Raw genomic sequence first — 20682 nt, 5'->3', positions numbered from 1 at the left:
GAGGAGAGTGCGATGACAGCAGGGGACAGCCCGGTACGGCGCCGCCGGGGTTCGTCGATGGCTGACGTCGCCCGGATCGCCGGCGTCTCCGGCCAGACGGTCTCCCGGGTCGCGAACGGCAAGCACAACGTCGACGCCACCACTCGCGACCGGGTGCTCGCCGCGATGCGCGAGGTGGGTTACCGGCCCAACAGCGCGGCCCGCGCGCTGCGCAACGGGCAGTTCCGCAGTATCGGCGTGATCGTCTTCGAGCTGTCCAGCTTCGGCAACACCCGCACGCTGGACGCCGTCGCGACTGCCGCGACCTCCAGCGGGTACGCCGTGAACCTGCTGCCCGTGCTCGACGCGACCCAGGGAGCGGTCTCGACCGCGTTCACCCGGCTCGGCGAGCAGGCCGTCGACGGCGTCATCATCCTGATCGAGGCGCACGAGCTCGACGAGGCGGAGGTCATGCTCCCGGACGGGCTACCGGTCGTCGTGGTCGACTCGAGCGCCCACTACGACTACCCGGTCGTGGACACCGACCAGGCGCAGGGCGCCCGGCTCGCCACCGAGCACCTGCTCGACCTGGGTCATGCGACGGTCTGGCACCTGGGCGGACCGTCGTCGTCGTTCGCCGCCGACCGGCGGGCGCGCTCCTGGCAGCAGACGCTCACCGCGCGGCGGTGCGCCGTACCGCCGATCATCGTGGGCGACTGGTCGGCCGACTCCGGCTACGCGACCGGTCTGCAGCTCGCGGAGAACGACGATGTCACCGCGATCTTCGTGGCCAACGACCACATGGCGCTCGGACTCCTCCGCGCCCTGCACGAGAAGGGCCGCGCGGTCCCGGGCGACATCAGCGTGGTCGGCTTCGACGACACCGCCGAGTCGGCCCACTACTGGCCGCCGTTGACCACCGTCCGCCAGTCGTTCGCGGAGGTGGGCCGGCGCAGCGTCGACGCGCTGATCGGTCAGATCCAGGCCGGCGAGCACCACCACCAGCCGGTCGCCGTACCGACCGAACTGATCGTGCGCAGCAGCACCGCGCCGCCGCGCAGGTCCTGAGGACCGCTGGTGGGGGAGCCGGCCGCCCCCACCAGCGGTCCCGTGTCAGGTGTTCCGTCCCGACAGTTCCTCGACCACCTTCAGCAGTGCCGAGTGGTCGAGAGATCCGTGACCCATGGCGCGGGCCGCGGACACCAGTTGGGCGACCAGGCCGGTCACCGGCAGCGCGACACCGGCCGCGCGGGCGGCGGACAACGCGATGCCCATGTCCTTGTGGTGCAGGTCGATCCGGAAGCCGGGCGTGAACTCCCGGCCGAGCATCGTCGACGCCTTGAGGTCGAGGATGCGGTTCCCGGCCAGGCCGCCGGCCAGTACCTCGAGCCCGCGCTCGCCGTCGACGCCGGACGCCTCCAGCAGCACGATCGCCTCGCTGACCAGCGAGATGATCCCGGCCACCATCAGCTGGTTGGCGGCCTTCACCGTCTGGCCCGCGCCGTGACCACCGACGTGCACGATCGTCCGGCCGAGATCCTCGAAGATCGGCCGTGCCTGCGCGAACACGTCCTCGTCACCACCGACCATGATCGACAGCGAGGCCTTGATCGCGCCCTGCTCGCCACCGCTGACCGGCGCGTCCAGCACCCGTACGCCGCGCTCCGCGCCCGCGCGGGCGACCTCCAGCGAGGTCTCCGGCGCGATCGACGACATGTCGATCAGCAGCAGCCCGGCGGGAGCCGACTCCAGTACGCCGCCCGCTCCGAGCACCACCTCGGCCACCTGCGGCGAGTCCGGCAGCATCGTGATCACCACCTCGGCCCCCGCGACCGCCTCGGCGATCGTCGGCGCGGGCTTGCCGCCGGCCTGCAGCAGCTTCTCGACCGAGGCCGCCACCACGTCGTACCCGGTGACGTCGTACCCGGCCCGGACCAGGTTGGCCGCCATGTGCGACCCCATGATGCCGAGGCCGATGAATCCGATCTTCGTCGCCATCAGTTCACCTCTCAGACGGGGTTCAGGCTCTGCTCGAGCGCGGCCCGCATCAGCCGGGCGGTCTCGGACGGCGTCTTGCCGACCTTCACGCCGACCGCCTCAAGGGCCTCCTGCTTGGCGGCCGCCGTACCGGACGAGCCGGAGACGATCGCGCCGGCGTGGCCCATCGTCTTGCCCTCGGGCGCGGTGAAGCCGGCCACGTACCCGACCACGGGCTTGGTCACGTACTCGGCGATGAACGCCGCCGCCCGCTCCTCGGCGTCGCCGCCGATCTCGCCGATCATCACGATCGCCTCGGTGTCGGGGTCGTCCTGGAAGGCCCGCAGGGCGTCGATGTGGGTGGTGCCGATGATCGGGTCGCCGCCGATGCCGATCGCGGTGGTGAAGCCGTACTCGCGCAGCTCGTACATCATCTGGTACGTCAGCGTGCCGGACTTCGAGACCAGCCCGATCCGGCCGGGGCCGGCGATGTCGGCCGGGATGATGCCCGCGTTGGCGCGGCCGGGACTGATCAGGCCGGGGGAGTTCGGGCCGATGATCCGGGTCCCGTTCGCCTCGGCGTGCGCGAAGAACGCGGCGGTGTCGTGCACGGGCACGCCCTCGGTGATCACCACGACCAGACCGAGGCCCGCGTCGACGGCCTCGATCACCGCGCCCTTGACGAACCGTGGCGGGACGAACACCACCGACACGTCGGCGCCGGTGGACTTCACCGCGTCGGCGCAGGACCCGTGGACCGGGATCGACCGCTTGGCGAAGTCGACCGACTGGCCGCCCTTGCCCGGCGTCACGCCGCCGACGATGTTGGTGCCGGCGGCAAGCATCCGTGAGGTGTGCTTCTGCCCCTCGGCGCCGGTCATGCCCTGCACGATGACCTTGCTGTGCTCGGTCAGGAAGATCGCCATCTGTCCAGCTCCTCTCAGGCCTGCGCGGCCAGCTCGGCGGCGCGGTCGGCGGCGCCGTCCATCGTGTCCACCACCGTCACCAACGGGTGGTTCGCCTTGGCGAGGATCCTGCGGCCCTCGTCCACGTTGTTGCCGTCCAGCCGGACGACGAGCGGCTTGTTCGCCGCCGGGCCGAGCAGCTCGAGCGCCTGCACGATGCCGTTGGAGACCGCGTCGCAGGCGGTGATCCCGCCGAAGACGTTCACGAACACGCTCTTCACCTGCGCGTCGCCGAGGATGATGCCCAGCCCGTTGGCCATCACCTCGGCACTCGCGCCACCGCCGATGTCCAGGAAGTTCGCGGGCTTCACGCCGCCGTGCGCCGCACCGGCGTACGCGACGACGTCGAGCGTCGACATCACCAGGCCGGCGCCGTTGCCGATGATCCCGACCTCGCCGTCGAGCTTGACGTAGTTGAGGCCCTTGTCCTGCGCGGCGGCCTCGAGCGGGTCGGCCGCGGCCTTGTCCTCGAAGGCGGCGTGGTCGGGGTGCCGGTACGCCGCGTTCTCGTCCAGCGTGACCTTGCCGTCCAGCGCCTCCAGCTTGCCGTCGCCGAGTCGCACCAACGGGTTCACCTCGACCAGCGAGGCGTCCTCGGCGACGAACACCGTCCACAGGCTCTTGACCACCTCGGCGGACCCGTCCGGGAAACCGGCCGCGGCGACGATCTCGGCCGCCTTCGCGTCGTCGACCCCGACCGCCGGGTCGATCGCGATCTTGGCGATCGCGTCCGGGGTGGTGTGCGCGACCTCCTCGATCTCGACGCCGCCTTCGGTACTCGCGATGCACAGGTAACCGCGGTTGGCCCGGTCGACCAGGAACGACAGGTAGTACTCGTCGGCGATGTCGGCCGCCGGGGCGAGCAGGACCCGCCGGACGGTGTGGCCCTTGATGTCCATCCCGAGGATGTCCCCGGCCCGGGCGGTCGCCTCGGCGGGGTCGGCGGCCAGCTTGACGCCACCGGCCTTGCCGCGGCCGCCGGCCTTCACCTGCGCCTTCACGACCACCCGGCCGCCGAGCGCCTCGGCCGCCGCGGCCGCGTCGGCGGCGTCCTCGACCACCCGGCCGAGGGTGACCGGCACGGCGTGCCGGGCGAAGAGTTCTTTGGCTTGGTACTCCATCAGGTCCACGGGGGCAGTCCTCTCCTCACACAGCACCTGCTCTGGTCAGTATGGCGACTGTATGCTGTATGCAAGTTCACATACAAGGGCCGTGAGGTCTGGACAAGGGGTAGCGGAGAGGAGTACCAAAGTTCCATACGGTATGCAGTAGTCAGGAGGCGATCATGAAGGACGCGACCACCAGTACGCCTCCCCGGGACGTTCGGGACGTGTACGGCCGGCGGTACCGGATCGGCGAGGACGCTCGTGAACTGACCGGGCACTCCCGCCGGTGGCAGGTGTGGGCCGCCTGGGCCTGCATGGCGGCGATCAGCCCGCTGCAGTACTCCTTCGGATCGGCCGCACTCGGCCTCGACGCGGGCCGCGCCTGGGGTGCGGTTCAGACGATGTGGCTGCTGGCCGTCTTCGTGGCGTTCCAGGCACTCGTCGCCATTCCAGCCGCCTGGCTCCAGCGCGTACGCCGGGTGACGCCGACCCAGCTCGTCGTACTCGGTGGGTTCCTCGCCGCGGTCGGGCTGGTGACGCTGGCGCACGCCGGCAGCTACGCCGGTGCACTCCTCGGGTACGCCGTGGTCGGTGGCGCCGGCGCCGGACTCGTCTACTCCGCGTGCATCACCACCGCGGCGCGCTGGTTCCCCGACCGGCGGACCTCGACGATCGGGTTCGTCACCGGCGGCTTCGCCGTCGGCGCGGTGCCGAGCATCGCGCTGCTCACGATCTTCGACACCACGGGTGGTCAGCGCTACGTCTTCGACCTGACCGCTGTGGTCGCCCTGCTGATCGTGATGACCGCGGGCGGCCTGCTCAAGGACCCGCCGCGGCACTGGTGGCCGGCCCACATCGACGCCCAGGCCTGGGCTGTCGACCGCAGGCTGAACCGCAGCATCCCGAACAACCTGCCCGCCGTGCGGTACTACCGCCCGGCCGAGGCGATGAAGACGGGCGCCTTGCCGCTGATGTGGTTGACGCTGGCGATCAGTACCGCGCTGTCGCTGTTCGGCATCGCGTTCGTGGTCAGCTACGCGACCGAGGCCCGGCTCGGTGTCGCCGTCGCCGGACTCGCCGCCGGAATGCTTGCCGCGGTCAACGGTCTGGGTCGCTCCTTCGCGGGCACGCTGTCGGACCGGTTCGGCCGGCGGCGCGTGCTGGCCGCCGTACTGATGGTGGAGGGCTTCACCCACGTCGGTCTGGTGCTGGCGGGGGAGGCCGGTGCGGGCGTCGTGTTCGTCCTGTGTGCGATGTTCGCCGGACTCGGCGGTGGCGCCTTCTACGCGATCATGGCGAACCTCGTACTGGAGTTCTTCGGCGAGAACAGCCTGCTGCAGAACCAGTCCATCCTGTACAGCGCCAAGGCGGTCGGTGGCCTGCTCGGTGTCGGTGGTGCGGCGGGCCTGGTGGCCACGGTCGGCTACCGTCCCGTCTTCCTCGCCGCCGGGCTGCTCGGGCTGATCACCGCCCTGATCGTCCGCTTCCTGAAGCAACCCGGGCGGCCCGCGCTGTCGGTGAGCTCCCACTTGGGTACGCCGGTCACCGGTGCGATCAGGCCGGGCGAGTGAGCCGGACAGAGGTGGGGGCCGACCTCATTTCTGAATATGCCTGGGTGCGGCGCCCGGAGCCCTGTGTTCTCGAGCTCGTCTCCAAGCTCGCCCGGGAGCCCTGGACAGACCGGCCGACTTGCGTGCATCCGGTCCTCGGTTCGGTCGCGCGGGTCGTGCACGACCACTGCGGCCCGCGCGGCCGGCGGGCTTTGTTGCCCTTGGCCCCTTTGTTCCTCGACACCGCACGGCCGGGGTTCGACCTGTCCGCGCGGCTGGTCGCGCTGTGCGTGTCGACCGCGCTCGCGGCGCCGGGGGAGGTGGCCGGGGACGAACGCACCCGGCTGCTGAACGCCCAGGAGACGGCGTCGTACCTGCTGGCGGGACGGGCGGGCGCTCCGCCCGGCGGGCCTGCACGGTGGTGGTTGCCCGCGCTGGACCGGCTGAAGCTCAGTGAGCCGTTCTACCGCACGGTCGTCGCTACCGAGCACGCCGCGGAAGCGGTCGTGGTCGCCGCGCGGGGCGGCGACCACGACGTACGGCTGAAAAGGCTTTTGAGGCAGTGCTTGTCGCTCGCGTCCTAAGGAGCTCTGCGGCCCGGCGCGCCGAGACCTTCGTGGTCGACGTCGCCGGCGCCCCACAGGCCGTGGTCGCGGTCGTCGTCGGGGATGACCACCAGCTCCTGGCGGCGCGGTGCCCGGACCTGCTCCTCGAGCCGGCGCAGGTCCGCCGTGCAGCGGGCGACGTCGTCCATCAGGCGCAGGACGTCGAGGTGCGGGCCGAGGCGGCTGCGCAGTCCGGCCACCGCCTGGTCCAGGGCCTGCAGCGCCTGCCGGGTCCGGTCGAGTTCGTCGTGAATGCTCATCGCAGCTCCCCTGGATCGCGGTTCTCCGCCGACTGGTCTGTACAAGCATACGGGATACTGCATACAGTCGTCCTAGAAGTTTCTGCTGGGTGTCGAAGCCTGGACAACGGGTTCGGCGGTGCGATATGACTACGACTACACCATACGGTATGCAATCTACCGAACTCATAGATCTCGCAGCAGCACAGGCAGTGCGGCCCGATCCAGCCGGGCAGAGACCGGACCCTTCCACGAGGAGATGACTGCACAGATGGCCCAAACAGTGTCCGAATCGAACGCGGTCGCCCACCCGACCGAGCCGGAGCCGAAGACCGCCATGATCTCGGGCGGGCACCTGGTGGCCAAGGCCCTCAAGGCCGAGGGGATCGACGTGATCTTCACCCTCTGCGGCGGTCACATCATCGACATCTACGACGGCTGCGTGGACGAGGGCATCGCCGTCGTCGACGTCCGGCACGAGCAGGTCGCCGCGCACGCCGCCGACGGCTACGCCCGGATGACCGGCAAGCCCGGCTGCGCGGTGGTGACCGCGGGACCCGGTACGACGGACGCCGTCACCGGCGTCGCGAACGCGTTCCGCGCGGAGAGCCCGATGCTGCTGATCGGTGGCCAGGGTGCGCTGAACCAGCACAAGATGGGGTCCCTGCAGGACCTTCCGCACGTCGACATGATGACCCCGATCACGAAGTTCGCGGCCACGGTGCCGCACACCGCGCGGGTCGCCGACATGGTGTCGATGGCCTTCCGCGAGTGCTACAACGGCGCTCCCGGCCCGTCGTTCCTGGAGATCCCGCGCGACATCCTCGACAACTCCGTCCCGGTGGACTCCGCGACCGTGCCGGAGGCCGGCCGCTACCGCGGCTCGACCAAGTCGATCGGTGACCCGGCCGCGGTCGAGGCGCTGGCCGACCTGCTGGCCCGGGCCGAGAAGCCGGTCGTGCTGCTCGGCACCCAGGTCTGGACGTCGCGCGGCAGCGACGCGGCGATCGAGTTCGTCCGCAAGAACAACGTGCCGGCCTTCATGAACGGCTCGGCCCGCGGCACCCTGCCGCCCGGCGACCCGCATCACTTCCACCTGTCGCGGCGCTACGGCTTCAACAACGCCGACCTGATCCTGATCGTCGGTACGCCGTTCGACTTCCGGATGGGCTACGGCCGCCGGCTGCCCAAGGGCGCGACGGTGGTCCAGATCGACATGGACTACCGCACCGTCGGCAAGAACCGCGACATCGACCTCGGCCTGGTCGGCGACCCGGGCGCGATCCTGGCCGCCGTCACCCAGGCCGCGTCGGGCCGCGTGCAGAAGGCCGGTGACCGCAAGGCCTGGTTCAACGAGCTGCGGGCCGAGGAGGACGCGGCGTACCAGAAGCGGCTGCCCAAGCAGCTGTCGGACGCGAACCCGATCCACCCGCTGCGGCTGGCCCACGAGATCAACGAGTTCCTCACCGAGGACTCGATCTACATCGGCGACGGCGGCGACATCGTCACGTTCTCCGGCGGCGTCGTCCAGCCGAAGTCGCCCGGCCACTGGATGGACCCGGGCCCGCTCGGCACGATCGGTGTCGGCATCCCGTTCGTGATGGCGGCCAAGTACGCCCGCCCCGACAAGGAGGTCGTCGCCCTGTTCGGTGATGGCGCCTTCTCGCTGACCGGCTGGGACTTCGAGACGCTGGTCCGGTTCAAGCTCCCGTTCGTCGGGGTGGTCGGCAACAACTCCTCGATGAACCAGATCCGCTACGGCCAGGAGGCCAAGTACGGCCACGACCGCGGCCGGATCGGCAACACCCTCGGCGACGTGAGGTACGACGAGTTCGCCAAGATGCTCGGCGGCTACGGCGAGGAGGTCCGCGACCCCAAGGACATCGGGCCGGCCATGCAGCGGGCCCGCGAGTCGGGGCTGCCGTCGCTGATCAACGTGTGGGTCGACCCGGACGCGTACGCGCCCGGAACCATGAACCAGACCATGTACAAGTAGCGATCCCCGGCGGCGGTCCGTCCCCCCGGGGCGGGCCGCCACCCAGTACTGGAGGACCACTATGGGTAAGGCCCTTGAAGGTGTCCGCGTACTCGACATGACCCACGTGCAGTCCGGACCGTCCTGCACGCAGATCCTCGCCTGGCTCGGCGCCGACGTGGTCAAGCTCGAAGCGCCGACCGGTGACATCACCCGCCAGCAGCTGCGCGACCTGCCGGACGTCGACAGCCTCTACTTCACGATGCTGAACTGCAACAAGCGCAGCATCACCCTGAACATGAAGTCCGAGCGCGGCAAGGAGATCTTCACCGACCTGGTGAAGAACTCCGACGTCCTGGTGGAGAACTTCGCCCCCGGCGCGATCGACCGGATGGGCTTCACCTGGGACCGGCTGCAGCTGATCAACCCCGAGCTGATCTACGCCTCGATCAAGGGCTTCGGCCCGGGCCGGTACGAGGACTTCAAGGCCTACGAGGTGGTCGCCCAGGCGATGGGCGGCGCGATGAGCACGACCGGGTTCGAGGACGGGCCGCCGACCGCCACCGGAGCTCAGATCGGTGACTCCGGGACGGGCATCCACCTGGTCGCCGGCATCCTGGCCGCGCTGTACCAGCGCACCACCACCGGCAAGGGCCAGCGGGTCAGCGTGGCGATGCAGGAGGCCGTGCTGAACCTGACCCGCGTGAAGCTCCGCGACCAGCAGCGGCTGGCCCACGGCCCGCTGCGCGAGTACCCGAACGACAACTTCGGCGACGAGGTGCCGCGCTCGGGCAACGCCTCCGGCGGCGGGCAGCCCGGCTGGGCGGTCAAGACCGCGCCCGGCGGCCCGAACGACTACATCTACGTGATCGTCCAGCCGCCCGGCTGGGCCCCGATCGCGAACCTGATCGGCAAGCCCGAGCTGGCCGACGACCCCGACTGGTCCACGCCGGCCGCCCGGCTCGACAAGCTCGACAAGATGTTCGCGCTGATCGAGCAGTGGACCGAGCAGCACACCAAGTTCGAGGTGATGGAGAAGCTGAACGCGCTGAACGTGCCGTGCGGCCCGATCCTGTCCACCAAGGAACTGATCGAGGACGAGACGCTGGCCGAGCTCGGTGCCGTGGTCGAGGTCAAGCACCCGGCCCGGGGCGCGTTCAAGACCGTCGGCTGCCCGATCAAACTGTCCGACTCGCCCGTCCAGGTGGAGACCTCACCGGGCCTCGGCGAGCACAACTCCGTGATCTACGGCGGACTCGGCATCGACACCGCCGAGCTGGAAGAGCTCAAGGCCGCCGGCGTCGTCTGAGCGCCCCACCCACCCCGCTTCCAAGGAGCTTCAGGCATGACCTATGACAAGGCAGTGGTCCAGTCCATCCTCGACCAGGCGCTGGCCGAGGGCCGCAGTTCGCTGAGCGCACCCGAGGCCAAGCAGGTCGCGGACGCCTACGGCATCCCCACCCCGGGGGAGGGGCTGGCCACCACCGCCGACCAAGCGGCCACGCTGGCCGCCGAGATCGGTTTCCCGGTCGTGCTGAAGATCGTCTCGCCCGACATCCTGCACAAGACCGAGGCGGGCGGTGTGGTGGTCGGCGTCGACAGCGCCGAGGCGGCGCGGGCGGCGTACGACAAGATCGTCGCGAACGCGACGGCGTACCAGGCGGACGCCGAGATCACCGGCGTGCAGGTGCAGAAGATGCTGGTCACCGGCGGTGACGTGCAGGAGGTCATCGTCGGTGCGGTCACCGACCAGACGTTCGGCAAGATCGTCGCCTTCGGCCTCGGCGGTGTCCTGGTCGAGGTGCTCAAGGACGTCACCTTCCGGCTGGCGCCGACCTCGCCGGACGAGGCCCGCTCGATGATCGAGGGGATCGGCGCGCACGAGATGCTGAACGGCGTGCGCGGCGCCAAGCCGGTGGACAAGGAGGCGATCGCCCAGATCATCACCAAGCTGTCCGACCTGGTCGAGGACTTCCCGCAGTTCGCCGAGGTGGACCTGAACCCGGTGCTGGCCGGGCCGGACGGGGCCACCGCGGTGGACTTCCGGATCATCGTCGACCCCGAGGCCGGCAAGCCGGTCGAGCGCTACACCCAGGAACAGATCCAGACCGCGATGACCCGGATCATGAAGCCCCGGGCGGTCGCCGTGATCGGCGCTTCGAACGAGGACGGCAAGATCGGCAACTCGGTGATGAAGAACCTGGTCAACGGCGGGTACAAGGGTGACATCTACCCGGTCAACCCCAAGGGTGGCGAGGTCCTCGGGCTGAAGGCGTTCCCGAGCATCACCGACATCCCGGGTGACGTCGACGTCGCGGTGTTCGCCGTACCGGCCAAGTTCGTCGGCGGGGCGCTCGAGCAGTGCGGCCAGAAGGGCGTGGCGGGCGCGATCCTGATCCCGTCCGGGTTCGCCGAGACCGGTGAGCAGGAGCTGCAGGACGAGGTCGTCGCGATCGCCAAGAAGCACGGCGTGCGGATCCTCGGGCCGAACATCTACGGCTACTACTACCTGCCGGAGAACCTCTGCGCGACGTTCTGCACGCCGTACGACGTGAAGGGCAGCGTGGCGCTGTCGTCGCAGTCGGGCGGGATCGGGATGGCGATCCTCGGGTTCAGCCGGTCCAGCCGGATGGGCGTCTCCGCGATCGTTGGGGTAGGCAACAAGGCCGACATCGACGAGGATGACCTCCTGACGTTCTTCGAGACCGACGACAACACCAACCTGATCGCCATGCACCTGGAAGACCTCAAGGACGGCCGGGCCTTCGCCGAGACCGCGGCGCGGGTGTCGAAGAAGAAGCCGGTGATCGTGCTCAAGGCCGGTCGCACCGACATGGGCGCCCGGGCGGCGAGCTCGCACACCGGCGCGCTGGCCGGCAACGACAAGGTGTACGACGACATCCTGCGCCAGAGCGGCGTGGTCCGCGCGCCGGGACTGAACGAGATGCTCCAGTACGCCCGGGGCATCCCGCTGCTGCCGACGCCGAAGGGCGAGAACGTGGTCATCATCACCGGCGCCGGCGGCTCGGGCGTCCTGCTGTCGGACGCCTGCGTCGACAACGGGCTGCAGCTGATGGCGATGCCGGAGGATCTGGACGCGGCGTTCAAGAAGTTCATCCCGCCGTTCGGGGCCTCCGGCAACCCGGTCGACATCACCGGTGGCGAACCGCCGTCGACGTACCGGAACACGGTCGCGCTGGGGCTGCAGGACGACCGGATCCACGCCCTGATCCTGGGCTACTGGCACACCATCGTCACCCCTCCGATGGTGTTCGCGAAGCTGGTCGCCGAGGTGGTCGAGGAGTACCGGGCCCAGGGCATCGACAAGCCCGTGGTCGCCTCGCTGTCCGGCGACGTCGAGGTCGAGGAGGCCAGTCAGTACCTGTTCGAGCACGGCGTGGTCGCCTACCCCTACACCACCGAGACGCCCGTCCAGGTGCTCGGCGCCAAGTACCGGTGGGCCCGCAACGCGGGACCGCTCGGCTCCTAGTCAGCTGCTCCGTCAACCACAGGAAAGCCGGTGATGCGTCTGGTCCGGGGGGAGTGCACGGGGGTTTGGTCAATTCTCGTCAGCTGACGTCGATCTAAGGAGTCCGCCTTGGACGTCACAAGCAAGACCTCAGAAGTACCCGAAGAGCCCGCGTCAGCGGCCGGAACCGAGCGGGTCTGGAAAGCAGGCCGGCTGGAGCCGATGCCGATCCGCCCGCTGCCGCCGGCCCCTCCGTCCCTGCACATCCTCGGTCCGACCGTCTTCCTGGTCGCGCTGGGCGTCGGCATGGGTGAGTCCTACATGTGGCCCCGGCTCGTCCTGGTGTTCGGTCCGGACATCCGGTGGCTGTTCATGGTCGGGGTCACCCTGCAGGCGTTCGTCCTGCTCGAGATGGCCCGGTACGCGATGGCGACCGGCGAGAGCATCTTCTTCGGCGCCGCCCGGGTGTTCAAACCGTTGATGTGGTTCTTCTACGTCGCGGCGATCCTGATCTACATCTGGCCGGGGCACCTGTCGGCCGGGGCGGCCGCGTTCGAGGAGATCTCCGGCATCCCCTGGCAGGCGTCGGCCTGTGTCGCGCTGGTCTTCGTCGGCGTGCTGTTCAGCATGCTCTCGGTGATCTACAACTTCCTGGAGAAGCTGCTCGGCTTCCTGATCGGCTTCCTGGTGGTCGGTACCTCGATCATCGCGGCGATCGTCGGCAGCTGGGACGACCTGGCCCAGACGATCTCCGGCATGTTCGCGTTCGGGTTCCTTCCCGACAAGGCCCTGTCGGACGTCTGGTTCCCGATCCTGGTCGGCTCGATCGCCTTCGCCGGGCCGTCCGGCATGCAGCAGATGTGGTACACGCTGCAGCTGCGCGACTCCGGGGCCGGCATGGGCGCGCACATCCCGAAGATCCGCGGACTGCGGTCGGCGGACGAGGCGGAGTCGATGCCCTCGCGGGGGTACATGTTCGACACCGAGAACCCCGAGGAGATGCAGAAGTGGAAGGGCTGGCGCAAGTGGGTCACCTTCGACGCGCTGCTGCTGTTCTGGGGCATCACGATGCTCGTCACGATCTCGTTCACGGTGCTGGCCATGTCGGCGGCGCGGGAGAACCCGAACGTGGCGGGGCTGATCGAGGGTGGTGACCGGGAGGCCGCGCTGAAGGCCATGTCGGACGCCTTCGCCTCGGCCGGCAGCCCGATCCTGGGCACGTTGTTCTTCGCCTTCATCGCGTTGATCGGCCTGAACGCGACCCTGGGTCTGTTCGACTCGTTCTCCCGGGGCCAGGCGGACATGACGTACTACTTCGTCCCGGGCGCCAAGCGCTTCTCGATGTCGCGGTTGTACGCCGGGTTCCTGTGGGGTGTCATCACCTTCGGCATCCTGATCCTTCTGTTCGGGCCGGCCGACGGCCCGGCGGGCATCCTGGACGTCCTGGCCTTCCTGTCCACGTTCGCGATGGGCGCGTACTGCATCGTGTTGCTCCTGGTGAACAACAAGTTGCTGCCCAAACCGATCCGGCCCGGCCCGATCCGCAACGTGATCATCGGGTTCGGCGCGGTGTTCTACCTGGGCATGCTGTTCTACAGCCTGGTGCGCTTCGGCGTGGTCGTGGGCTGAGATGGCCACCACGACGCAGGCGCGGCAGCTGGCCGAGTTCTCCGCACCTGCCGCAAGTGTGGGCGTCGCCGCAGGCCTCGTCGCCGGTGGGTTGGCCGCGTTCGTCGGTCAGCCCGTCGGCTGGGCCCTGCTCACCGGCCTCGGTCTCGCGGTCCCGCTCGCCCTGTTCGCAGCGGGGTACGCCGTACTGCTGGCGCTCGGCAAGATCCCGGCCGGGGTGTTCGCCCCGGCCGCGGTCTACTGGGTGATCGGGTTCCCGCTGTCCTTGCTGGTGCACTCGGTGGTCACCGAGTGGACCGTGGCCGGGACACCGGGGCTGCCGGCGGAACCGTGGAAGTTCCTCGCGTTCCGGGCCCTGCTCAGCATGGGCTTCGCGATCGGCTTCATCTGGATGCACGAGCAGCTCGGCCGGCACTGGTGGCCGAGGATCCTGGACCACAACCCGTACGCCCACCGGGTCGTCGCGCAGTACGTCGAGCTCGCCGACTCGCTGGCCGAACGCAAGGCGGCCACCGACCGTCACCGCAAGAAGAGGCGGGAACGCACCGCCTGACAAGCACCGCCTCGACCGCCCGCGTCTGCTCACTGCCAGGCGCGGGCGGCCGCATATCCAGGCCGTGCTGCCCCACGACCTCCTGGAGGAGTTCATGAACGTTTCGCTGTCGGCGTGGGTCGTCACCATCGCCGCCCTGCTGGCCCTGCTGGTGCTGGACTTCCTGATCGTGGCCCGGAAGCCGCACGAACCGTCCCTGCGCGAGGCGACCCTGTGGGTGTCCTTCTACGTCGGCATCGCGCTGCTGTTCGGCGTCGGCCTGACGCTCGCCGCCGGCGGTGAGTCCGGCGGGGAGTTCTTCGCCGGCTGGCTGACCGAGTACTCACTGTCGGTCGACAACCTGTTCGTCTTCATCATCATCATGGGCAAGTTCGCCGTCCCCCGGCAGTACCAGCAGAAGGTGCTGCTGGTCGGGGTCGCGCTGGCGCTGGTGATGCGCGGGATCTTCATCGCCGTCGGCGCGGAGGCCATCTCGCACTTCAACTGGGTGTTCTACCTCTTCGGCGCCTTCCTGCTCTACACGGCGTGGAAGCTGGCGACGTCGCACGACGACGAGGACGAGTTCAAGGAGAACGTCGTGCTCGCGAAGGTACGCAAGGTGGTGCCGACCACCGAGGCCTACCACGAGGCGAAGCTGACCACGCGGATCGACGGCAAGCGGTTCGCGACGCCGATGCTGATCGTGATGATCGCGATCGGGACCACGGACCTGCTGTTCGCGCTGGACTCGATCCCGGCGATCTTCGGGCTGACGCAGGAGCCTTACCTGGTGTTCACCGCCAACGCCTTCGCGTTGATGGGGTTGCGGCAGCTGTTCTTCCTGATCGGTGGGTTGCTCGATCGGCTGGTCTACCTGTCGTACGGGTTGTCGGTGGTGCTCGGGTTCATCGGCGTGAAGCTGATCCTCGAGGCGCTGCACCACAGCGGGGTGAAGTGGGCGCCGGAGATCCCGATCGTGGTGTCGCTGTCGATCATCCTCGGGACGCTGGTGATCACGGCGGTGCTGAGCCTGATGAAGTCGGCGCGGGTCGCCAAGGAAGAGAAGGCACAAGAAGAAGAGGTCGCTGGAGTCGAGTGAGACTCGAAGAGAAGATGGCTGGTGGAGCGGTGCTCCACCAGCCATCGTCTTCACGTCGTTCAGTCTGTGCTGCGGCGGCGACGGGTGGCGGGCTTCTTCTCCGGGGCGGGGGCTGCGGGGGCCTGGCCGGACTGGAGCTCGTGGTACGCCGTACGGGTGTGCTCGGTGTGCTCGCGCATGATCTGGGCGGCCTTGTCCTCGTCGGCCTCGCTGATCGCCTTGACCAGGCGGGCGTGCTCGCGCCAGGACGCGGCGCCGCGGACGGGCGCGACCGGCGTGTAGTACCAGCGGACGCGGCGGTCGACCTGGCCGGCGAAGTCGACCAGGAAGCGGTTGCCGGACATCTCGGTGATCATCGAGTGCAGCTCGCCGTTGGTGCGGACCGCGCCGTCGATGTCACCGGACTCCTGGAACGCGGTGCCGACCTTGCAGAGCTCCCGGAGCTGCGCGACCGCTTCCTTGGTGGCGTGCCGGGCGGCGAGCCGCGCGGACTCCGACTCCAGCGCCGCGCGGGCGGCCAGCAGCTGGTCGACCTCGTCCTCGGCCGGGACGTGCACCATGGCGCCGAAGCCGGGGCGCAGGTCCACCCAGCCCTCGTTGTTGAGCCGCTGGAGAGCCTCCCGGACGGGCTGGCGGGAGACGCCGAGCATGCCGGCCAGCTCCACCTCGACCAGGTGCCGGCCGCGCTCCAGCGTGCCGTCGATGATCATCTCGGTGAGGGCCTCGTAGACCGACTCGCGCAGCGGTGTCGGCCGCTTGACGTGCCGGACGCCGGGGGTGTCGGCGGAGGAATCCGGGCCCGCGCTGATGGTCGTCATGAGGTCCTTCCCGAACAACGTAATGGCACTTGGTAGACAGTCTACCAAGTGCCAGGTCTGATGCCACGCTCTTCCTTGAGCGGGCAGTTTCCGGTGTTCGAGTTCGCCGTGCTCCCGGTGCTCCGGATCCATGGATCCTGGTCCGCGGGGAGTCCGCCGCCGCGGTCCGGATCCAGGTGCCGGCCAGTGCCGGTCATCCGTGTCCGGAGCACCGATCGGGGGTGTCGGTCAGGCCGCCGTCGTCTCGCGGACGGTCTGCTGGTGCTCGTCGTCGCGCCGGGCCTCGTCGGTCCGGTCGAGCTCGACGTCGAGGTTCAGTTCCCGCTGCAGCTCCGGGGAGTCCGGGAACTGCCGGCGAGCCGCAAGAGCGCCGAACCTACGGGTGAAGATCATTTCTGCCTCTCTGTTTCTCGGGGTAATACTGCCTACTGCATACATTCAACCAGGCGTACCGACCGGATATGCCCAGGTCTCACGTGATCCCGGTTACAAGCCCGGTACCCAGGCGGGACCACGCCGATTCGGCAGCGGTGACCTCGGTCACGGGCCGCGCCGAAATTCCGGAAGTGCCTTCCAGAAGGGCTTTTTTCTTCCCTTTCAGGATGCCCGCACCGAAGGGTGCGGGTCCAAGACTTGCTTGCTATCCGGTGATAGGAGGCAACTATCCCGCCAGCTCCGGCGCATAGCCGGAACTCATCAGGTGCACGTCGAGCAACTCGTCCAGAGCGGTGTGGACGCCGGCCTGCCGGGCGACGTCGAGCAGTGCCCGGGCGAGCACCGGCTCGGGGCTGCGGGCGGCGATCACCAGACCCACCCGCGGTCCGTGCGCAGGGCTCTTCAGCGGGACGACCCTCATCCCGTCCGGTACGCCGAACATGTGCAACCAGGCGTGCGAGATGACGGTCGACCAGTGGTTGCCGTGCAGGTGGCTGTAGAGGCCGGAGACGGTGTCGCTCTCGATCGCCGGCTCGGCGCTGACGCCGTCGTCGGTGAAATACCCGTTCATGATCCGGCGGTTGCGCATCTGCGGCGACAACAGGCACAGCGGCTGTTCGGCGACCTGGGCCCAGGTGGCGACCGGCAGGTTGGCCAGCTCACTGTCCTGTGGGGTGAGCAGCAGGTAGCGCTCTTCGTACAATGGAGTTTTGCGTACGCTGCCGAGGGTGTCGTCGTCGAGGTAGGTCATCGCGACGTCGAGCTCGAACGCGGCCAGCTTCTGGGTGATGTCGCGCGACGACAGCGACTCCAGCGTCACCCGGGCCTGGTCGTGCCGCTCGCAGAACGGTGTGGTCAGCAAGGAGACGACCGGCATCGCGGTCGGGATCGCGCCGAGCCTCAGTGTGCCGGTCAGGCCGCCACGCATCACGGACAGCTCGTGGCGCAAGGCGTCGCGCTCGGCGAGGATGCGCTGGGCCCAGAGCAGGACGCGTTCGCCTTCGGGGGTGAGGCCCTCGAACCGGCGGCCGCGGCGCACGATCGGGACGTCGAGCTCCTGCTCGAGCTTGCGGATCGCGGCCGACAGCGACGGCTGGGAGACGTAGCAGGAGTCGGCGGCGCGGGCGAAGTGGCGTTCCCGGGCGAGGGCGACGAGGTACTCGAGCTGGCGCAGCAACATGGATCAGCCTCGTTCCGGCCGGACGGAATACCGATCGCTTGTATACATAATCCAGTATTACACGCCCGTGAACCGGACCGGAAGGGAGTGGCCTGGGTCACATGTGCGGATGTCCGCCCGGCGATCGGCCGTTCGACGTACTGGTGAAGGGTCGACCGAACGAAAGGGACTTCCATGGACAAGGTCATCTCCACCGACGGCACCGAGATCGCGTACGACGCGGTCGGCTCCGGGCCCGGGCTGGTCCTGGTCGCCGGCGCGCTCACCGCCCGCGCGTACTACGGGCCGCGGGCCGAGGCGCTGGCGGAGTCGTTCACGGTGATCACCTACGACCGACGCGGCCGGGGCGACTCGGGTGACCAGGCGGCCTACTCGGTGGAGCGGGAGGTCGAGGACCTGGAGGCGGTCCGGGCGGCCACGCGGGCGTCGTACGGGTACGCCGACTCGTCGGGGGTGATGGTGCTGCTCCGGGCGGTCGCGGCGGGGTCGGCGTTCGACAAGCTGGCGATCATGGAGCCGCCGTTCCGGGTCGAGGGCGCGCCGCCGGCGCCGGAGCGGTACCTGGAACGGCTGCAGGAGTTCGTCGCCGCGGGCAACCCGGGTGGGGCGCTGGAGCTGTTCATGGTCGAGGCGGTCGGGCAGCCGAAGGACCAGGTCGACGGGATGAAGGCGTCGCCGTACTGGCCTGCGCTGGAGGCCCTCGGGCACACGCTGGTGTACGACGCCTTGCAGCTGGGGGACAGTGAGCTGCCGGTGGAGCTGCTCGGGCAGATCGAGCAGCCGACGCTGGCGCTGCACAGTACGGCGAGTCCGGAGTGGCTGCAGCGGGCTGTCGCTGCTGCGGCCGGGGCGATGCGGGACAGCCGGGTGTTGGCGCTGGAGGGCAGCTTCCACGAGGTGCCGCCGGAGGTGCTCGCGCCGGCGCTCGTGAAGCACTTCTTGGGTCATCGGTCGTCGTAGGGATCTCTGGGGCTGAACATTTCGGTTCCGGCGTGCGTCCAACCCCTGCTGAGCGGCAGTCTTGTCCGGGGAGGTTGAGATGCGTGGTCGTGCGGTGGACTCGCCACCGGACCCGGGGGAGGCGAGCACGCTCGCGGAGTTGGTCGAGCGGTTGCGGGTGTTGAAGGTGTGGGCCGGCGATCCGTCGTACGACGTGATCACGACGCGGATCAACGCTGCCTGGCAGGCCGACGGAAGGCCGGCTGGGGAGCTGGCTCGCCGTACGACGGTCGCCGACTGCTTCCGGCAAGGACGCCGCCGCGTGAACACCGAGCTGGTCGCGGCCATCGTCAGGGCGCTGCACCCGGACCCGGGCGCGATGGCGCACTGGCGGCAGGCGCTACGAGTGATCACCGGTGAGGTCGAGGCTGCGGCGCAGGTCCGTGTGCAGGACGAGCTGCCGGGCCAGCTGGCCGAGTTCACCGGGCGTACGGCGGAGCTGGACCGGCTGGCCAAGCTGCTGACCGGTCCGGAGCCGGTGGCGATCGTGGGGATGGCCGGGGTTGGTAAGAGCCAGCTGGCGACGCGGATCGGGCACTTGCTGCGGGGGACCGTCGAGCGGGTGCTGTTCGTCAACCTCCGCGGCTTCCACGGGGACGAGAGCCAGCCGCCTGCTGAGCCGGGCGCCGTACTGGACGGGTTCCTGCGGCTGCTCGGCGTACCGGGTCACAAGGTGCCGCACGGACTCGTCGAGCGAGCCGCGCTGTACCGGCAGCGGCTGCAGGACCGCAGCACGCTGGTGATCCTGGACAACGCGGCCGACGAGCTCCAGCTCGAGCACCTGCTGCCGGGTGTGCCCAGTAGCCGCACTCTGGTCACCAGCAGGCGCGATCTGAACGTCGGGCGCTCTCTGACTGTCCAGAGCTTCAGTACTGCGGAAGCAATCGAGTACCTGGCGCTGGCTGTGCCAGGTGTCGAGGTCGGCTCAGACCCGGACGCGGCTGCGCGCATTGCTCGCCGCTGCGGACACCTGCCGCTGGCACTCGGCCTGGTGGCCGGTCACATGCGGACCATGGCGGGCTGGACGCTGACCGACCACGCGGACCGGCTGGACGAGCGGCACGGCGACCAGCGGCTCGACACCGAGGTGACGCTGGCCCTCGACCTGTCGTACCAGCGGCTGCCGGACGATCTGCGGCGTTTGCTCCGGCTGCTGACTCTGCACCCGGGCCCGGACTTCGGTCCGTACGACGCTGCTGCGCTGGGCGACTTGGACCCGGGTGCGGCCTCGTCGGTGTTGGACGAGCTGCGCCGGCACCACCTGCTGGAGACTGCCGGACCTGGTCGCTACAGGTTCCACAGCCTCGTGCTGGCGTACGCCCAGCAGCGGGCGGCCGACCTCGACCCGCCGCGGCTCCGGCGGGCCGCGCTCGGACGGCTTTCGGCCGCTTCCGGAGTGGCCGTAAAGAAGCCGTAAACGGGTCGGGCGATGCTTCTCGGCATCAACTCGATCCGTTCGAAAGGTGACTCCGATGCGCAAGCTCAAGCTCCAGGTCCAGACCACCGTCGACGGCTTCATGGCCGGCCCGAACCACGAGATGGACTGGATGCGCTTCCCCTGGACCGACGAGCTGAGCGCGTACGTCGACGCGCTGACCTCGCCCGTCGACACGATCGTGCTCGGCCGCAAGCTGGCCGAGGGCTTCATCCCGGCCTGGGCGTCCCGCCCGGAGCACGAGGACGAGGCGTCGATCGACTGGATGAACAACACGCCCAAGGTGGTCGTCAGCCGGAGCCTGACCGAGTCGCCGTGGGACAACGCGGTCGTCGCGAACGACCTGGTCAAGGCGGTCACCGAGCTCAAGTCCCAGCCGGGCGGCGACCTGATCGCGTACGGCGGCAGCACGCTGGTCACCGGGCTGATCGCCGAGGGCCTGGTCGACGACATCCACCTGTTCGTCAACCCGACGGCGATCGGCGCCGGGCTGCCGGTGTTCCCGGTCGGCGCTCAGCCGCTGGACCTCGTCGAGGCGGTCGGGTTCGAGTGTGGGATCACGGCGCTGCACTTCGTACCGAAGAAGTCCTAGCTGTGATGTCCAGGGAGGTTGTCCCGTTGGTTGGTGAGTCGGCGGGTCGTTGAGACAGGTGAAGGCCTCCGGTTGTGAAGTGGAGCTGTCTAAGGAAC

Annotated in this window: 19 protein-coding genes; 12 read left to right on the top strand and 7 right to left on the bottom strand. The window is 69.2% G+C overall.

The annotated features are described in order from the left end of the window. Window positions 1-12 precede the first annotated feature (12 nt). Entirely contained in the window at window positions 13-1047 is a 1035-nt protein-coding gene (locus ABD235_RS13250) for a LacI family DNA-binding transcriptional regulator (protein ID WP_344173793.1), read from the top strand. Between the two features lie 45 nt (window positions 1048-1092). Here ABD235_RS13250 and ABD235_RS13245 read toward each other — a convergent pair whose 3' ends face one another. From ABD235_RS13245 to sucC, 3 genes are read right to left on the bottom strand one after another with little or no spacing between them, the layout of a single operon-like run. Beyond that, on the bottom strand, window positions 1093-1977 hold the full coding sequence (locus tag ABD235_RS13245; protein ID WP_344173791.1) for a 2-hydroxy-3-oxopropionate reductase: 885 nt from the start codon (window positions 1975-1977) through the stop codon (window positions 1093-1095). Window positions 1978-1988: 11 nt separating this feature from the next. Next, window positions 1989-2882, bottom strand: a complete 894-nt coding sequence (gene sucD / locus ABD235_RS13240; protein ID WP_344173789.1) for a succinate--CoA ligase subunit alpha — start codon at window positions 2880-2882, stop codon at window positions 1989-1991. A 14-nt stretch (window positions 2883-2896) separates the two neighbouring features. Further along, entirely contained in the window at window positions 2897-4051 is a 1155-nt protein-coding gene (sucC, locus tag ABD235_RS13235) for an ADP-forming succinate--CoA ligase subunit beta (RefSeq protein ID WP_344173786.1), read from the bottom strand. A gap of 155 nt (window positions 4052-4206) precedes the next feature. Here sucC and ABD235_RS13230 point away from each other — a divergent pair, with 155 nt between their 5' ends. Together ABD235_RS13230 and ABD235_RS13225 are read left to right on the top strand one after the other, a co-directional pair. Continuing rightward, the gene (locus tag ABD235_RS13230; protein WP_344173784.1) at window positions 4207-5598 is read left to right on the top strand and encodes an OFA family MFS transporter; all 1392 of its coding nucleotides are present in this window, start codon (window positions 4207-4209) and stop codon (window positions 5596-5598) included. Between the two features lie 44 nt (window positions 5599-5642). Further along, entirely contained in the window at window positions 5643-6161 is a 519-nt protein-coding gene (locus ABD235_RS13225; RefSeq protein ID WP_344173782.1) for a hypothetical protein, read from the top strand. Here the strand turns inward: ABD235_RS13225 and ABD235_RS13220 are convergent. After that, window positions 6158-6442, bottom strand: a complete 285-nt coding sequence (locus ABD235_RS13220) for a hypothetical protein (protein WP_344173780.1) — start codon at window positions 6440-6442, stop codon at window positions 6158-6160. The genes ABD235_RS13225 and ABD235_RS13220 overlap by 4 nt on opposite strands. 238 nt (window positions 6443-6680) lie before the next feature. Between ABD235_RS13220 and ABD235_RS13215 the strand changes: the two genes are divergently transcribed. The 6 genes from ABD235_RS13215 (at window position 6681) to ABD235_RS13190 (ending at window position 15125) form a co-directional block, all read left to right on the top strand. Next, entirely contained in the window at window positions 6681-8417 is a 1737-nt protein-coding gene (locus ABD235_RS13215; RefSeq protein WP_344173777.1) for a thiamine pyrophosphate-binding protein, read from the top strand. Window positions 8418-8478: 61 nt separating this feature from the next. After that, window positions 8479-9705: a formyl-CoA transferase gene (gene frc / locus ABD235_RS13210; protein ID WP_344173775.1), complete on the top strand. Its 1227-nt coding sequence runs from the start codon at window positions 8479-8481 to the stop codon at window positions 9703-9705. 36 nt (window positions 9706-9741) lie between these two features. Further along, complete coding sequence (locus tag ABD235_RS13205; protein WP_344173773.1) at window positions 9742-11886, top strand: acetate--CoA ligase family protein; 2145 nt, start codon at window positions 9742-9744, stop codon at window positions 11884-11886. A gap of 108 nt (window positions 11887-11994) precedes the next feature. Further along, on the top strand, window positions 11995-13494 hold the full coding sequence (locus ABD235_RS13200; protein WP_344173771.1) for an Nramp family divalent metal transporter: 1500 nt from the start codon (window positions 11995-11997) through the stop codon (window positions 13492-13494). A gap of 1 nt (window position 13495) precedes the next feature. Next, window positions 13496-14047: a hypothetical protein gene (locus ABD235_RS13195; protein ID WP_344173769.1), complete on the top strand. Its 552-nt coding sequence runs from the start codon at window positions 13496-13498 to the stop codon at window positions 14045-14047. 94 nt (window positions 14048-14141) lie between these two features. Then, window positions 14142-15125, top strand: a complete 984-nt coding sequence (locus ABD235_RS13190) for a TerC family protein (RefSeq protein WP_344173766.1) — start codon at window positions 14142-14144, stop codon at window positions 15123-15125. Between the two features lie 59 nt (window positions 15126-15184). Here the strand turns inward: ABD235_RS13190 and ABD235_RS13185 are convergent, their stop codons facing one another. The 3 genes from ABD235_RS13185 to ABD235_RS13175 all read right to left on the bottom strand — a co-directional run bounded on the left by ABD235_RS13185 (window position 15185) and on the right by ABD235_RS13175 (window position 17558). Next, entirely contained in the window at window positions 15185-15943 is a 759-nt protein-coding gene (locus ABD235_RS13185) for a GntR family transcriptional regulator (protein ID WP_344173763.1), read from the bottom strand. 228 nt (window positions 15944-16171) lie between these two features. Continuing rightward, window positions 16172-16336, bottom strand: a complete 165-nt coding sequence (locus ABD235_RS13180; RefSeq protein WP_344173761.1) for a hypothetical protein — start codon at window positions 16334-16336, stop codon at window positions 16172-16174. 268 nt (window positions 16337-16604) lie between these two features. Beyond that, on the bottom strand, window positions 16605-17558 hold the full coding sequence (locus tag ABD235_RS13175; protein ID WP_344173759.1) for a LysR family transcriptional regulator: 954 nt from the start codon (window positions 17556-17558) through the stop codon (window positions 16605-16607). Between the two features lie 174 nt (window positions 17559-17732). Between ABD235_RS13175 and ABD235_RS13170 the strand changes: the two genes are divergently transcribed. The 3 genes from ABD235_RS13170 to ABD235_RS13160 all read left to right on the top strand — a co-directional run bounded on the left by ABD235_RS13170 (window position 17733) and on the right by ABD235_RS13160 (window position 20584). Beyond that, complete coding sequence (locus ABD235_RS13170; RefSeq protein WP_344173757.1) at window positions 17733-18518, top strand: alpha/beta fold hydrolase; 786 nt, start codon at window positions 17733-17735, stop codon at window positions 18516-18518. A 79-nt stretch (window positions 18519-18597) separates the two neighbouring features. Continuing rightward, the gene (locus ABD235_RS13165; protein ID WP_344173755.1) at window positions 18598-19974 is read left to right on the top strand and encodes an NB-ARC domain-containing protein; all 1377 of its coding nucleotides are present in this window, start codon (window positions 18598-18600) and stop codon (window positions 19972-19974) included. Between the two features lie 55 nt (window positions 19975-20029). Then, window positions 20030-20584: a dihydrofolate reductase family protein gene (locus ABD235_RS13160; protein WP_344173753.1), complete on the top strand. Its 555-nt coding sequence runs from the start codon at window positions 20030-20032 to the stop codon at window positions 20582-20584. The last annotated feature ends 98 nt before the right edge of the window (window positions 20585-20682 follow it).

The organism is Kribbella lupini (assembly GCF_039529595.1).
Classification (GTDB): domain Bacteria; phylum Actinomycetota; class Actinomycetes; order Propionibacteriales; family Kribbellaceae; genus Kribbella; species Kribbella lupini.
Note: the sequence above shows the minus strand (reverse complement) of the source record. Positions and strands in the feature narration are given on the sequence as shown.